This window comes from Marinobacter iranensis, from assembly GCF_029207565.1.
GTDB lineage: Bacteria > Pseudomonadota > Gammaproteobacteria > Pseudomonadales > Oleiphilaceae > Marinobacter > Marinobacter iranensis.
Genome location: NZ_JANCMW010000003.1, coordinates 238,385 through 253,271, shown reverse-complemented (window position 1 = coordinate 253,271; position 14,887 = coordinate 238,385). Strand labels below are relative to the sequence as shown.

The 14,887-nt window shown below is 58.4% G+C and carries 11 protein-coding genes; 6 read left to right on the top strand and 5 right to left on the bottom strand.

The genetic code is table 11. The features are described from left to right. Positions 1-32: 32 nt before the first annotated feature. Positions 33-827 (bottom strand): enoyl-CoA hydratase-related protein, encoded by a 795-nt coding sequence (locus NLU14_RS07615; RefSeq protein WP_275705614.1) that lies wholly within the window; start codon positions 825-827, stop codon positions 33-35. 252 nt (positions 828-1,079) lie between these two features. Here NLU14_RS07615 and NLU14_RS07610 point away from each other — a divergent pair, with 252 nt between their 5' ends. From NLU14_RS07610 to NLU14_RS07585, 6 genes are all read left to right on the top strand, one after another. Then, the gene (locus tag NLU14_RS07610) at positions 1,080-1,895 is read left to right on the top strand and encodes an ABC transporter ATP-binding protein (RefSeq protein WP_275705613.1); all 816 of its coding nucleotides are present in this window, start codon (positions 1,080-1,082) and stop codon (positions 1,893-1,895) included. Further along, positions 1,895-2,773, top strand: coding sequence for a branched-chain amino acid ABC transporter permease (locus tag NLU14_RS07605; RefSeq protein ID WP_275705612.1), 879 nt, complete (start codon positions 1,895-1,897; stop codon positions 2,771-2,773). Before NLU14_RS07610 ends, NLU14_RS07605 begins: the two co-directional genes overlap by 1 nt. Before the next feature lies 1 nt (position 2,774). Next, positions 2,775-3,818 (top strand): branched-chain amino acid ABC transporter permease, encoded by a 1,044-nt coding sequence (locus NLU14_RS07600; RefSeq protein WP_275705611.1) that lies wholly within the window; start codon positions 2,775-2,777, stop codon positions 3,816-3,818. 68 nt (positions 3,819-3,886) lie between these two features. After that, positions 3,887-5,095: an ABC transporter substrate-binding protein gene (locus NLU14_RS07595; protein ID WP_275705610.1), complete on the top strand. Its 1,209-nt coding sequence runs from the start codon at positions 3,887-3,889 to the stop codon at positions 5,093-5,095. Between the two features lie 8 nt (positions 5,096-5,103). Then, the gene (locus NLU14_RS07590; RefSeq protein ID WP_275705609.1) at positions 5,104-5,913 is read left to right on the top strand and encodes an ABC transporter ATP-binding protein; all 810 of its coding nucleotides are present in this window, start codon (positions 5,104-5,106) and stop codon (positions 5,911-5,913) included. After that, positions 5,910-7,712 (top strand): AMP-dependent synthetase/ligase, encoded by a 1,803-nt coding sequence (locus tag NLU14_RS07585; protein WP_275705608.1) that lies wholly within the window; start codon positions 5,910-5,912, stop codon positions 7,710-7,712. Before NLU14_RS07590 ends, NLU14_RS07585 begins: the two co-directional genes overlap by 4 nt. Before the next feature lie 53 nt (positions 7,713-7,765). Here the strand turns inward: NLU14_RS07585 and NLU14_RS07580 are convergent, their stop codons facing one another. The 4 genes from NLU14_RS07580 to betC all read right to left on the bottom strand — a co-directional run bounded on the left by NLU14_RS07580 (position 7,766) and on the right by betC (position 14,811). Further along, positions 7,766-9,694, bottom strand: a complete 1,929-nt coding sequence (locus NLU14_RS07580) for a methyl-accepting chemotaxis protein (protein ID WP_275705606.1) — start codon at positions 9,692-9,694, stop codon at positions 7,766-7,768. Positions 9,695-9,817: 123 nt separating this feature from the next. Further along, positions 9,818-11,503, bottom strand: coding sequence for a SulP family inorganic anion transporter (locus tag NLU14_RS07575; protein ID WP_275705605.1), 1,686 nt, complete (start codon positions 11,501-11,503; stop codon positions 9,818-9,820). A gap of 28 nt (positions 11,504-11,531) precedes the next feature. Beyond that, positions 11,532-13,169 carry a BCCT family transporter gene (locus NLU14_RS07570; RefSeq protein WP_275705603.1) on the bottom strand — a complete coding sequence of 546 codons (1,638 nt, stop codon included), beginning with the start codon at positions 13,167-13,169 and terminating at the stop codon, positions 11,532-11,534. Positions 13,170-13,281: 112 nt separating this feature from the next. Continuing rightward, positions 13,282-14,811, bottom strand: a complete 1,530-nt coding sequence (gene betC, locus NLU14_RS07565; RefSeq protein WP_275705601.1) for a choline-sulfatase — start codon at positions 14,809-14,811, stop codon at positions 13,282-13,284. Between the last annotated feature and the right edge of the window lie 76 nt (positions 14,812-14,887).

Below are 14,887 nucleotides of genomic sequence, written 5' to 3'. Positions count from 1 at the left end.
CGTCGATTAGCGCGGATGGTTGCCAACACCTCTTACCGCCCCTGGAACTGTGCAGGCCGCTTGGCCAGAAACGCTGAGACTCCCTCGGCAAAATCCTCCGTGCGGGTCATTTCCAGAAATGCCGCGCGCTCTGCTTCCAGGTGGGCGGCTAGCTGATCGCCGTTGGCCCGGTCGGTAAGCTGGCGGAACGCGCCAAAGGCCCGGGTTGGCCCCCTGGCAACTTTTCCGATGATCCCCTTCAGCAGGTTTTCATACTCCTTCTCCGGAGCGAACTCGGTGATCATGCCCCAGTCTTTCGCTTCCGCCGCGCTGAGGGTTCGTCCCAGCAGCATCAGCTCCGCCGCCCGGCCGGCGCCGATCTTGTGCGCCAGGAACCAGCTGCCGCCGCAGTCTGGTACGGCGCCAAGGCCGTTATAGGCCACCAGAAACTTTGCGTCTTCCCGGGCCACCACCAGGTCTGCCATCAGTGCCAGGCTCAGGCCCGCGCCGGCGGCGACTCCCTTTACTGCTGCGATCACCGGGGCGTCCAGGCTGCGTAATATAAGGATGGCCGGATTGACCGCATCCAGAATGGCGTTGATGGCATTGCCGGCTTGTTCCGGGGTGCCGGCCATGCTGGATACGTCGCCGCCCGCCATAAAGGCACGCCCCGCACCGGTGAGAACCACGCACCGTAAACCTGTCAGGCCCTTCAGTTCCCGGACTGCGGCAAGAAAGGCTTCCGCCAGAGGTACATTGACGGCGTTCAGGGCTTCTGGCCGGTTGAAGGTCAGTGTTGCCACGCCAGCTTCTTTGTCAAATGTGGTGTTCACCAGCTTGTCTGTCATGGATGAGTGCCCTGTGATTCTGGCAGGTCTGAAGGTGTGTGCCCTGCGTATTCATTTTTGTTGTTTGTCAGGTAACAGGATAGAGGGGTTTGGCTAATGTTGCCTGGATGGACTACTTTTATTCTGGATCGGGGGGTTAACCCCGGCGACAAGAAATAACAAAAATTACAATCATCTTCAGGCGTGGGGTGGGTAACGGCAAGGCGTGTTCGCATGTCTGTGTACCCGGCGCCAGGGGTGCCGGGAGGTAATGTGAGCATCCTAGAGATCAGCAACCTGTCTCTGTCTTTTGGTGGTGTGAAGGCCCTGCAGGATGTCAGTTTCCGCGTGCCCGAAAACACCGTTACCACCATTATTGGCCCGAACGGTGCCGGTAAGACGTCACTTTTCAACTGCATTTCCGGTTTCTACAAACCCCAGCGGGGCACGATCAGCTATGAGGGCCAGGTGCTTTCAAGTGGTATCAAACCGCCGCGACGGGCTGCGCTGGGCCTGGCTCGAACTTTCCAGAATATCGCCTTGTTCCGGGGCATGACCGTTCTCGACAACATCAAGCTCGGCGCCCACGTTCACATGAAAAGCGGCCTGATGAGCGCGCTGGCCTATTTTGGCCCGGCCCGTCGCGAGGAAATGGCCGTTCGCAAGGATGTGGAGCAACGGATCATCGACTTCCTGGAAATCGACCACATCCGTCGCCAACCGGTAGTGAGTCTCTCCTACGGATTGCAGAAGCGGGTGGAGCTGGCTCGGGCACTGGCCATGCAACCGAAAGTGCTGATGCTGGATGAACCGGTGGCGGGTATGAACCGGGAGGAAAAGGAAGACATGGCCCGCTTTATTCTGGATATCCGGGAAGAGTGGGGCATTACCGTGCTGATGGTGGAACACGACATGGGCATGGTCATGGATATTTCTGATCACATTGCGGTACTCAACTTTGGCCAGGTCATTACCGAGGGCCTGCCAGCCGATGTTCAGAAAAACCACGAGGTGATCAAGGCCTACCTGGGCAACAGCGACATCGAAAGCCTGCGCAAAAAGCTCAATCCGGAAGGGGAGGCCGCCTGATGGATTGGCTGTTCTTCGGCGAAATCAGTCTGGCCGGGCTGGCCATGGGTGGGCTGTACGCGCTTATCGCCCTGGGCTTTGTGATCATCTACAAGGCCACCCGGGTGATCAATTTTGCCATCGGCGAAATCATGATGTTTGCCGCCTACCTGTTTCTGGCCTTTGCCGGCGGCATGGAACTCTCTGCCTGGATCGCGCTGCCGCTGGCGGTGATTGGCGGCAGCCTCCTGGGCGGGGTAATCGAGAAGACCATGATCCGGCCGATGCTGGGTGAATCGCCGATCTCGGTGGTGATGGTGACCATCGGTATCGCCAGTATCCTGGTCGGTCTGGTGGAGTTTATCTGGACTGCCAACCCCCAGTTGCTGCCCAGCTTCCTGCCCCGGGAACCGGTGTTTATCGGCCCGCTCTATCTCGCTCCTAAAATTGCCTATGGTTTCCTGATCGGTGCTGCCCTGCTGATCATTTATCTGCTGTATTTCCGTTTCTCCAGGGGTGGCGTCGCGTTGAGAGCGACGGCCTCGGATCAGGCCGCCGCCTATTCCATGGGCATCAATGTGCGCCGGGTGTTCAACATGGCCTGGGTGTTCGGTTCACTGGCGGCGTCACTGGCCGGTGTACTGGTAGCAGCCACCGGTGGCCTCAGCCCCCAGTTCGGGATTATCGGGTTGAGTGTTCTGGTGGTGGTGATTGTTGGCGGCCTGGACAGCATTCTCGGTGCCCTGATAGCCGGTGTTTTCATTGGCTGGCTGGAAACTGTCGCCGGCGCGTACCTGGGGGGCGAATACCGGATGCCGGCGACCTTCCTGGTGCTGGCCGTGATTCTGGTGATACGCCCCTATGGCCTGTTTGGCACCCACGAAATAGAGCGAGTGTAAGATGCGCATCGGTGACGCAAAACAGAGTTACGAGGCCGATGAGGCAATCTGGACGAGTGGTACCCAGAAACTGTGGTTCGGACTGTTCCTGTTGATTCTACTGCTGTTTCCGTTCCTGGCAGATTCCTACCTGCTGTACCTGGGTTGCCTGGTCGGTATCGCAGTGATCAGCACCACCGGCCTGAACATCCTGACTGGCTTTACCGGCCTGATTTCCCTGGGGCAGGCCGGCTTTATGGGCGTCGGCGCCTACACCGTGGCCTGGCTGTCGCTCAATACCGGCCTGCCGTTTCCGGTCACCCTGTTACTGGCCGGGCTGATGGCCGCCGCGGTAGGCATTCTGGTGGGCCTGCCCTCGCTGCGGGTCAAGGGGTTGTACCTGGCGATCGCCACCCTGGCCGCCAGTGTGTTCCTGCATTTTATCTTTGCCGAATGGGAGTCGGTCACCGGCGGCATGGGCGGCCTGAGCCTGGAGCCGGCGCACCTGTTCGGGTGGACCTTCCAGAGTGACTTCATGATGTATTTCATCATCGTGCCGCTGGCGGTACTGATGGTGTTTGCCGCCCGCAATGTATTCCGGACTCGCATTGGTCGTGCCTTTATTGCCATCCGGGACCGGGATATTTCCGCCGAGATTCTGGGCATTAACCTGCTGCGCTACAAGCTGATGTCCTTCGCGCTCAGCTCCTTCTACGCGGGGGTGGCCGGCGGCCTGTTCGCCTATTTTTTCCGGGTGGTGACGCCGGAGAGCTTCCCGCTGTCGATGTCGATTTTCTATCTGGCTGCGGTAATTGTCGGCGGCATGGGTAACCTGCTGGGCGGCATACTCGGTGCTGCTTTCATGACGCTGGTGCCGGAAGCCCTGAAGCTGCTCACTGCCGCCCTGACCCCTTTTTACCCGGACGCCCCGGTGTTCATGTCGCCGATGCTGGAGATTATCTTCGGCGCCCTGATTGTGGGCTTCCTGATCTTTGAACCCCATGGCCTCGCGGAAATATGGCATCGCATCCGCCGGTTCTTCCGCCTGTGGCCGTTCCGGAATTAATCGTGTTTCAACAGGCTGGTTGTCGAAAGCCCGAGTAACACCAACAAGAAGCAGCAAGGAGAACAAACATGTTCAGAAACATCCTCAAAAAAGGGCGCCGGCTCGCCGGGCTTGGCAGCCTGGTGGCAGCGTTAACCCTGGCCGCTCCGGCCATGGCCCAGGACAAGGAGCCCATCGTGTTCGGTGGCTCGATACCACTGTCCGGTGTGTTTGCGTTTGCCGGCATTCACATCCACGCCGGTCTGACCGACTATACCGACTGGATCAACAGCCAGGGCGGGATCAATGGTCGCCCGGTTCAATATGTGATGGAAGACACCGCCTATGAAGTGGACCGTTCGGTGGCCGCCTTCAAGAAGATTTCCGGCAGTCATTCGCCGGCCACCTACTACGGTGACAGTACCGGCTTCATGAAAACCATCGCCTCGGAGCTGAACAGCCAGGGCGATACCCTGATGAGTGGTGCGTCCTTCGCCACGGCACTGACCGATAACGAGCAATATCCCTATCAGTTCATTCCGGGACCCAGCTACAGCCAGATGTTCGGAATCATCCTGGAGTACATCGCAGACCAGGGTAAGGATGGCGAGATGCCAACAGTTGCCTTCGTCTACAGCGATACCGAGTTCGGCAAGGACCCGATCGAAAATGGCAAGGCCCGGGCCGCCGAGCTGGGCATTGAGGTGGTTGAGGACATTGTTACCAAGCCCGGCAGTGTGGATGTATCGGCGGAAGTCCTGAAGCTACGCCGCGTTCGCCCGGATTTCGTGGTGTTCCACGGCTATGTGCTGTCGCCAATCAACGAGTTCATGGTGCAGATGCGTCAGATGGGCCTGGACACCCAGTTCATGGGCACCTTCTGGTCCTCGGACAAGCTGATCATCGACAAAATGGGCGCAGACGCCGACGGCTACATGGGCGTGATGCCCTACAACTACTACGACAGTGAGGAAAGCGGGCCGATGCTGGATGCCCTTCGTGCCCAGGCCGAGAAGAGCGACCCGGAGGCCGGCTACCGACCCACCGGATACATGCAGGCCTGGTTCAATGCCATGGTGTGGACTGAAGTGGTCAAGCGTACCCTCGATGCCGGGAAAGAACTCACAGCTGACAATATGGCCGCCTCACTGGCCTCCATTGAGGACTGGGACACCGGCGGCATCATCGGTATTCCGGTGACGGTGAAGGACATGTCGTTCCCGGTTGGTCGCATCTGGCGGGTGAATGCCGAGGCGGGCCGTTACGAGCCGGTGTCGGACTGGATCCACCTCGACTGAGGGGCTGTATGGAAGCCTTACTGGAAATCGATAATATCGAGGTGGTTTACAACAAGTCGGTGCAGGTCCTCCGGGGCCTGTCACTGCGGGTGCCGGAGGGCGCCATTGTGGCGCTCCTCGGCTCCAATGGCGCCGGTAAATCCACGACATTGAAAAGTGTTTCCGGCCTGCTGACCCTGGAAGACGGCGAAGTGACAGCCGGGGAAGTCCGGTTCCGGGGCAGGAATGTAAAGGGCACACCGCCCGAGAAACTGGTGCGCAACGGGTTGTTCCATGTCATGGAGGGTCGGCGTGTGTTTGAAGACCTGACGGTGGAAGAGAACCTGATCGCCGCGACCTACGCGCTCAGCGGCCACAAACCCTCCCTGAGCGACAGTTACGAGCTGGTCTACAACTACTTTCCACGGCTGAAAGAGCGCCGCAAACAGCTGGCGGGATACCTGTCTGGTGGGGAGCAGCAAATGCTGGCCCTTGGCCGGGCCCTGATTGCCCAGCCTGGCCTGATCATGCTGGATGAGCCGTCGCTGGGCCTGGCACCGTTGCTGGTGGAGGAAATCTTCACCATTGTTGCCCGCATCAACCGGGAGCAGGGCACTGCCATTTTGCTGGTGGAACAGAATGCCGCGGTTTCTCTCGCAATTGCCAGCTATGGCTACATCATGGAAAACGGCAAGATCGTGATAGACGGCCCGGCCGATAAGCTGACGGCCAACGAGGACGTGCAGGAATTCTACCTGGGCGTTGGCGGCGCCGGAGGTGAGGCCCGCAGTTATCGCGATATCAAGCATTACAAACGCCGTAAACGGTGGCTTTCATGACAACACCTTCCATACCCGATCTGACCCTGACGCAAATGCTGCGGGCCCATGCCAAAGAGCGGCCCGAGGGGTTGGCGTTGCGGCAAAAAGACTTTGGTATCTGGCAAGCCTATTCCTGGCAGGATTACTACGAGCGTGCGCGGCATTTCGGGCTGGGGCTGCGCGCCCTGGGCCTGGAAGAGGGCGAGCATGTGGCTATTATTTCGGAAAACCGGGTGGAGTGGGTGATTGCCCAGATGGGCATCGGGATGGTCCGGGGTATCTGTGTGGGCGTTTACCCGACCAGCCCCTGGAATGAGGTGGCCTACGTCCTCGAGCACAGTGATACGGCGTTTGTGGTGTGCGAGGACCAGGAGCAGACCGACAAGGTGCTGGAAGCCTGGCCCAAACTGCCGAGACTCAAGCACAACATTGCCATTGATATGAAGGGGCTGCGTTATTATGCGGAGCCACCGTCGGCGTTCGAGGAAATCGAAGCCCGGGGAATGAAATATGAGATGGATCATCCCGGACTGGTGGACGAGCTACTGGACAGTCAACGCATGGACGACACGGCCCTGATGATCTACACCTCCGGCTCTACCGGGCGACCGAAGGGAGCAATGGTTACCTGGGGCAATCTCCATGCGGCGGCGCCCGGGCTGATCGAATTGCTGCAGGCCGATGAGCATGGATCGAGCCTGTCCTACCTGCCGCTGTGCCACGTGGCCGAGCAGGCCTTCACCAACATTGCACCGATATATGTCGGCAGTACCGTCAGCTTTGGCGAAAGCCTGCGGACAATCCAGGAAGACCTGCGGGAAATTGCCCCGACCTTTTTCCTTGGAGTGCCGAGGATCTGGGAGAAGTTGCATTCCTCCATCTACATCAAAATCCAGGAAACCGGCCGGGTCCGGCAGGCGCTGTTTAGTTGGGCAATCCGGGTCTGCTCCCCCATGGCCACCAAGCCCCGGGCACAGTGGAGCCTGAAAGAAAAATGCCTGTACGGCCTCAGTTATTTTCTGGTGCTCCGGGCATTGCAGAACTTTATCGGCCTGCGCCGGTGCACCATTGCGCTGACCGGAGCCGCACCTATTTCCACCGGTATTCTCGAGTTCTTCCGCACCATCGGCATTCCCCTGGTGGAAGTCTACGGCCAGACAGAAAGCACCGGCGTTGCGACCGCCCAACGGGTGGATAACGTGCATCTTGGAACGGTTGGCGTCGCCATTTCCGGCGTCGAGGTCAAACTCGGTGAGCACAACGAAATCGTCATGCGTGGTGGCAGTATGTTCAAAGGCTATTACAAGAACGATGAGGCGACGGCTTCAACCCTCAAGGACGGTTGGCTTCACACCGGGGATGTTGGTGAATGGCGGGACGGCCAGCTTAAGATTGTTGACCGCCTGAAGGACATCATGATCACAGCCGGGGGCAAGAACCTCTCACCCACCGAGATTGAGAACACCATCAAGGCCAGCCCCTATATCAAGGAATGCATCGTGATTGGCGAGGCGCGGAAGTACATCTCCGCCCTGATCCAGATTGATTACGATACCGTGGCCAAATGGGCTGAGCAGGAACGAATAGCCTACACCACCTTCCGTAGCCTGACTGAACAGGAGCAGGTGCACGAGCTGATTGAGGCTGAAGTGAGCAGAGGCAATGAGCAACTACCCCAGGTGGCGCAGATCAAACGTTTCCACCTGCTCACCAAGGAGCTCGACCATGACGACGATGAGGTGACCGCCACCATGAAGGTGCGCCGCAGCAAAATCTATGAAAAGTACACGGACGTGATCGAGTCGCTTTACGCCTGAGCAGCCGAATCTGCCAGGCGCTTCAGTACGAGCCGCTCCAGTGCCTGTTCTCGTCAGGTTTTATAGTGCTCCAGCCGAGCCTGGAGTTGATCGGCCAGCGCCCTCAGTGCTTCGGCAGAGTCATTGGTTGAAGCTGCGTTCTGTTGACTGCTGGCTGCCATCTGTCGGATATGCTCCAGCCGCTGGTTGATGTCTTCAGAGACCTGACTTTGTTCTTCCGCCGCACTGGCCATCTCTATGTTTGTGTCCCGGATAGCACGAACACTGGCGCGCAGCGTCTCGATAGCGACACCGGTTTCCTGAATCATGTCATTGGTCTCAGAGGCGAGTCTGCTGCCGACACTAATGACGTCAGTAACGCTGCTGACCCCGTCCTGCAGGTGCTGAATCTGATCCTGGATTTCCTTCACGGATTCCTGGGTACGGCTGGCGAGTTTCCTGACTTCTTCAGAAACCACCGCAAAGCCCCGGCCATGTTCGCCGGCCCTCGCAGCTTCGATCGCAGCGTTCAGCGCAAGAAGGTTGGTTTGCCCTGAGATGTTCTCGATGACCGAGAGGATGCTGCCAATGTTTTCAGAAGCTTCTTTCAGGGAAGCGCTGGTTTGCACCGATTTCTGGTTGTTGTCGAGCTGCCGTGCAATTGTGCCAGTCGTTTTCTCGATGAGTTGTTGACCGTCACCGGCAAGCTGGTCTGCTTCTTTGGCAATGCTCTCCGCACGCGAGGCGCTCTCGGCAACCGTTTGCGCTGTTGCCGTCATCTCGTTCATCGCTGTTGCGACCTGCTCGGTCTCCTCGGTCTGGTCGGACACGACAGTGGCCGAATCGGACGCGATCGTTTTGAGCTCTCCGGAAGCTGCCAGAAGACTTGTCGAGGAATTCTTGGTTTCCGATATGGTGGCCTGCAACCGATCAAGCAGTTGATCGAATCCCTGCGCCATTTGCCCAAGTTCATTGCTGGCTGTTGAGTTGAATCTGACCGTCAGGTCGCCTTCCCCTTCTGCAATGCCCCGGATCGTCGAAATCATCTTGTTTAACGGCCGGACGACCACGAACTGGGCGAGAGCGCTGAGGCAGGCGATGAGGATCAGCCCACCGATAACCGCGATCGGGATAGCGGCCAGCGTTTCACTTCTCGCCATTCCTGACACTTCATCCTTCGAGTATCCGGTAACAATCTGGTAGCCCCAGGGTTGGAACTCAGACCGCTCAAGGTGCCACCCTTCTTCGGTGTCGGCCTGAAGAAGCTGCTCCAGTTGTTCGGTGCTGATGACATCGGAGTGCATCCGCAACCTGTCCTGATCGTCCAGGAGTCCGACGAACCCCTCCTTGAGCAGGCGTGCTGAGGTGATCGCCTCTTGCAGCTCGTTGAGGTCGGCGGAGTAACCAACGTACCAGATACCAATGATGTCCCTCGCACTGTTGTAGATGGGGCTGTACGCGGTGAGGAAGGGATTGCCAAGAATATCCACCTGCCCGAAATAGGCCTCTCCACGGCTGATGGCCTTGCCGGCGGCGCCGTTCATGTTCAGCTTGGTACCGATTGCCCGGGAGCCATCGGCTTTTTTCACATTGGTGGTGACCCGGGTGAATTCCTGCCCGTCACGAACAAACAGGGTCGCGGTTCCTCCCATGATGTTCGTGAGATTGTCGACCAGCTCAAAATTGTTGTTAATGAGGGTGTCACCCAGGTACAGCGCTGGCGTATTGGCGCCCGCAACGGTTTCCGTGCCCTGGACGCTGGCAGGCCCCAACCGTTTGCCTCTCTCGGTCAGCAAATCAAGAGAGTTTTGCACGCGCTTTGACATCAGGTCGTCGGTAATCGACAGCATGCTGTCAATTTCATCCCTCAAGTCGCTCTGGCGCTCCCGTACTTCAGCCGTGATTTCGTTCTGCGTGTTGACGGCGATGAGCAGGCTGACCAGGACCGTGATCAGGATCAGAAGTCCGGAAACGGACACGATGAACAGGTTGCGAATAGACACGGACACTCCTTGTTTTGTCGGTATCTTAAAACGGTGATTGATCACGCAGGGATGGCGAGCTTGTGTCCATGCGTACGGAGGGTAACGGCCTCTGGGTAAATAACTTAAATCGGGGTTGACAGACTACTTCAAGGCCTCAATGGCCTTCGCGTCGGTCGCAAAAATGTTCTCCTCTTTGATCAACTGGGCCAGCCCTGTCCGTGAAAGGGCCTCCCTCAGTGGAAGCTTGGGGCCGGACAGGTAAAGGGTAATGCCCCTTGCATCCAGGAAGGACCAGATATCCTGAAGCGTATCCAGGCCGGTAGAGTCGACCTGATTCAGAGAGGAGGCAGAAATTAACACTGCCCGTACGTTCGGATCGGCATCCACTTTTTTGCGAATAGAGCGCTCCAGCATCGGTGCTGTCAGATAGGTCAGGGATGCGTCCATGCGCAGGCCGAGAATCCCCTCGGCAATGGGCGGCAGTTGGTAAAGGTTTCTATCACGAAACCCACCCGTTTCGTGGACGCCCAGCTCAATGATTCGTGGCATGGCGTGGTGATAAAGAAAGGCGAGTAGGGAAGCTGCCATTCCCGCCAGTATTCCCCAGTAAAGGTTTGGCACGGTAAGCAGTGTCACAATTAGGGTGACAAGGGCTACGGCGCCATCCTTGGGGTTTTCGCGGCATAACCTGGTAAGGGATCGGACATCAATCAGCCGGGTGACTGGCACGATGATAATGGCGGCGAGAATCGCTGTTGGCAGGTGATACAGGACCTGGGTAAAGCCAAACAGGGAGATCAGCACAATCAGCGAGGCTATGAGGGTGGCTCGTGCGGTTTTCGCGCCGCTGTAGGCATTCAGCGCCGTGCGGGAGAAGGAACCACTGACCGGAAAGGCGCCGCTGAAGCCGCTGGCCATTTTTGCCAGTCCCTGACCGATTAACTCCTGATTCCGGTCCCAGGGCACTCCGGTCACTCGCGACATGGTGCGACAACTGGACATCGCTTCGGTAAAGCTGATCAGGGCGATGATAACCGCGGGCAGGAGGAGGGCCAGGTGCTGATCGACGGAAAGCGTCAAAGGCAGCGAAAGCCCGGGGAGGCCGCTACCGATAGGCCCAATGACGGAACCACCGAGGTCCCCGAATCCCAGCAGGTAACTGCCGGCAATCCCAATCAATGTCACGACCATCACAGCCGGCAGGCGCGCCGAGAATTTCCCGAGTAAGAACAGGGCCGCAACGCCACCAAGCCCGAATCCGGCGGTTACCATTAGCCGGAAGGAGCCTTGTTGCCATTCATGCCGGATTGTGGATAGCCAGCTCTCTTCGGCGCCCGTACCGAAGCCCAGCAAGGAGGGCAACTGCGAAGCAATTATGATGACTGCGGCGGCATTCACAAAACCCTGAACAACGGCATTCGAGACGAGGTTGGCGAGGATGCCCATGCGGAACGCGCCCATAAGAAACTGCATGAGCCCGGAATAGAGGGCGAGCCATATCGCCATAGCGACCCATTGTGGTGACCCGGCCTCGGCCAAAGGCTGTAGCGCCGCAAAGGTCAACAGACTGGTCAACGCGACAGGGCCAACCGAAAGTAACGACGAAGAGCCGAACAGTGCCCCGACAATGCCGGGCAGCAGGGCCGCATAAAGACCAGTAACGGGAGGCATGCCTGCCAGTTGGGCATAGGCCAGAGCCTGGGGGATCAATACCAGCCCAACCGTTATGCCGGCAATGGCATCTGCCTGGGTCTGCTGTTTTGTGGGTCTGGCCCACTTCAGGAAAGGAAAGAGCCTGAAGAGCATTTTGCTTGGGGACCCCCTCATAACAGCTCCGATTGGCAAAGTGTAACCTTCAGGTGCGTATCCGTCGAAGCTCTCCGTTAAGGGCCTTGATAATTGTGTAGCACATTACCAGCATCACAATGGAGAATGGAATCGCTGTGGCGGTCACCCCGGCCTGAAGTGCCGAGAGTCCGCCACCGAGAAGCAGCACGATCGCAATCAATCCTTCCACCGTTGCCCAGAACATACGCTGGGGGCGCGGAGCATCCACCTTGCCACCGGCCGTGATGGTATCAATCACCAGGGAGCCGGAATCTGAGGAGGTGACGAAGAAGATCAAAGCCAGAACGATGGCGAAAATAGAGCTGACACCGGGCAGCGGCAGTTCATTCAGCATGCCGAATACCGATAGCTCGGGGCGGTAGTCGTCGATGACATAGGCCTTGACCAGGCTGTTGCCGGGGTCGGCATAGAGCTGATCCAGTGCAATACCGCCGAAGATGCCCATCCAGATAAAAATGAACAGGCTGGGAATCAGTAGCACGCAGATCACGAATTCCCTGACCGTACGTCCCCGTGACACCCGAGCAATGAACATACCCACGAAAGGTGCCCAACTGATCCACCAGGCCCAGTAGAAAACAGTCCAGCTCTGGCGGTAGGCGTCATCGTCACGACCAAAAGGGGCCGACATGGGGATCAGCTCTTTCACATACGTCACCAACCCTGTCCAGAACCCGTTCAAACCTATGAGGGTGGGCCCGGCGAACAGGACAAAAAAGAAGAACACCACCGCCAGAATCATGTTGAACTCGGAGAGCTTCTTCAGGCCCCCATCGAGCCCGCGCCACACCGATACCAGTGCCACGGCCGTTACCAGCAGGATCACGATGACTTGTGTCGTGGTGGTAACGGCCAGGTCGAAGACAAAGTTCATCCCTGCATTGGCCTGCTGTGCCCCGAGCCCGAGTGCCGTGGCAAGCCCGAACAGGGTGGAAAACACGGCAAGGATGTCGATCACATCTCCCCACCAGCCCCAGACGCGGTCTCCAAGAACCGGAAAGAACACCGAGCGAATGGAAAAGGGCAGCCCCTTGTTATAGGTGAACAGCGCAAGCGCCAACGCCATGACCACATAGACAGCCCAGCCGTGGATGCCCCAGTGAAGAAAGGTGCCGGCCAGGCCCAGGGCGCTGGCTTCCGGGATGGCATCCGGGTTCAGGGCACCATCAGCAAACGGAGACAAGACGCTCAGGGGCAAGGACACATTGGCGTGGTAGACCGGCTCCAGAACACTGAAGAAAAGCAGCCCGATACCGATACCTGCGGTGAACAGCATGGCGAACCAGGACAGGTAGCTATACTCCGGTCGGGCGTCGGGCCCGCCCAGTCTGACCGCCCCGTAGGGCAGCACAACCAGTGCCAGAGAGAACAGGACGAAAATATTCACCACGATCATGAAATACCAGTCCAGAGTGCCTGTTGAAAAGCTGACAATGGACTGGAAGATACTACCCGCTCTCTCCGGGAACAGCAGGGTGAGCACGATGAAAACCACGGACGCGAGTGCCGATATAACGAAGACCCGGTTGTGGATATCGAAGCCGATGGGCCCCAGCTTTCCCTCAATGTTGTCCTGGCCGACCTTGTAGTCCGTTTTCATGTCGCTGGTGTAATCGGGGGGCGAAGATTCAGTTGGGGTGCTCATGAGTTATTTGTCCTTCTTATCCATAACATGGAATATAGGAAACTCTTTCATATAAATCAGCAGCCTGATCATTATGGGCGTGCCCTGAAAAACTACAAGCACGCCCTCGTCATCAGGATGTGACGGTTGCTTTCGGGAAGCGGGCTCGTGCCTCAAGGTCATCGAGATCGATGGTGTTTCGCATGTACTGGGTGCTGGCGTCGAATCGCGGCTGATGGTCCCAGGGCGTGACCTGGCCCTTCATGTTGGCACGGGCGACCAGCTTGCGACGGCGCTGGCTGTCCAGCACCGCCTGGTGAAACTTCGCGGTATCCCAGCGCTGGGCAACTTCGTCACGGAACTGATCGCGCAGCTCCTGATAGTCAGGTTCCGTGGCCAGGTTGCTCAGTTCCAGAGGGTCGGCCTCGAGATCGAACAACTGGTCGGGGTCCGGCGTTGAATGAACAAACTTGTAGCGCCCCCGGCGGATCATCAATAGCGGGGCGATGGCGCCTTCGCCGCAGTATTCGCCGATCACCTCGTCATGGCCATCCTGGCCGGTCAGGTGGGGGTTCAGGCTGCGGCCGTCCACGGGCACCGCGTAGTCCGGTGCCTTGCCACCGTTGGCCCACTCAGCGAAGGTTGGTAGCAGGTCCATGGTGGATACCGACTGGCGGACCCGGCCGGCCGCAAACCGGCCCGGTGCATGGACGATCATCGGCACGCGGGCGGAGCCCTCGAACCAGCTCATCTTGTACCAGAGGCCCCGCTCACCGAGCATGTCGCCGTGGTCGCCGGAAAAGACAATGATGGTGTTCTCGTCCAGCCCGCTCTCCTTAAGCGCTTCCAGTACCTTACCGAGCTGATCGTCGACGTAGCTGATGGCCCCGTAATAGGCACGGCGCGCGTTGCGTATCTGCTCGTCGTTAATGGTGCCCTCGTCGCATTGGTAGACGTAACGCAGGCGCTGGGAGTGGGGGTCCATCAGTTCCCGGGCATAGGGCACCCTGGGCATGTCGATCTCGTCATGGTCGTAGCGATCCCAGTACTCCCGGGGAATGGTGTAGGGATCGTGCGGATGGGTCAGCGAAACCGTGAGGCTGAACGGACGCTCCCGATCGCTGCGCGCATAGTCATAGAGAAAGCGCTGGGCGTGGAAGGTCACCTCGTCATCGAAATCGAGCTGGTTGGAGCGCACGCAGGGCCCCGCCTGGGTGACCGACGACATATTGTGGTAGTAACTCGGACGCTTCTCGGGGTTGTCCCAATCGACATGCCAGCCGAAGTCGGCAGGGTAGATGTCGCTGGTCAGGCGCTGCTCGAAGCCGTGGAGCTGGTCGGGGCCACAGAAGTGCATCTTGCCGGAGAGGGCGGTGAGGTAACCGGCATCGCGCAGGTAGTGAGCAAAGGTTGGCGTATCGGCGGACAACTCGGAGGCGTTATCGAAACCACCGATCCGCGACGGCAACTGGCCGGCCATCAACGTCATACGCGACGGCGCACAGAGGGGGCTGTTGCAGTAGGCCGAGTCGAAGACCATGCCTTCCTCCGCCAGTCGCGACAGGTTGGGCGTCTTGACCACTTTGTGGCCATAGAAGGGCAGTGACGTTGCGGCGATCTGATCCGCCATGAGAAACAGGATGTTCGGCTGCTTGTCCGCCATTAAAAAGCTCCTGGCGTTGAACGAGTTGATTGCTTTAGATGTCGTCATATTCTCCGCTAATCTTAAAGTCTGTAAA

What these genes read in the sequence shown, in the direction of transcription:
- NLU14_RS07615 (WP_275705614.1), bottom strand. Translation starts at nt 827, where the DNA reads ATGACAGACAAGCTGGTGAACACCACATTTGACAAAGAAGCTGGCGTG.
- NLU14_RS07605 (WP_275705612.1), top strand. Translation starts at nt 1,895, where the DNA reads ATGGATTGGCTGTTCTTCGGCGAAATCAGTCTGGCCGGGCTGGCCATG.
- NLU14_RS07600 (WP_275705611.1), top strand. Translation starts at nt 2,775, where the DNA reads ATGCGCATCGGTGACGCAAAACAGAGTTACGAGGCCGATGAGGCAATC.
- NLU14_RS07595 (WP_275705610.1), top strand. Translation starts at nt 3,887, where the DNA reads ATGTTCAGAAACATCCTCAAAAAAGGGCGCCGGCTCGCCGGGCTTGGC.
- NLU14_RS07590 (WP_275705609.1), top strand. Translation starts at nt 5,104, where the DNA reads ATGGAAGCCTTACTGGAAATCGATAATATCGAGGTGGTTTACAACAAG.
- NLU14_RS07585 (WP_275705608.1), top strand. Translation starts at nt 5,910, where the DNA reads ATGACAACACCTTCCATACCCGATCTGACCCTGACGCAAATGCTGCGG.
- NLU14_RS07575 (WP_275705605.1), bottom strand. Translation starts at nt 11,503, where the DNA reads ATGAGGGGGTCCCCAAGCAAAATGCTCTTCAGGCTCTTTCCTTTCCTG.
- NLU14_RS07570 (WP_275705603.1), bottom strand. Translation starts at nt 13,169, where the DNA reads ATGAGCACCCCAACTGAATCTTCGCCCCCCGATTACACCAGCGACATG.
- betC (WP_275705601.1), bottom strand. Translation starts at nt 14,811, where the DNA reads ATGGCGGACAAGCAGCCGAACATCCTGTTTCTCATGGCGGATCAGATC.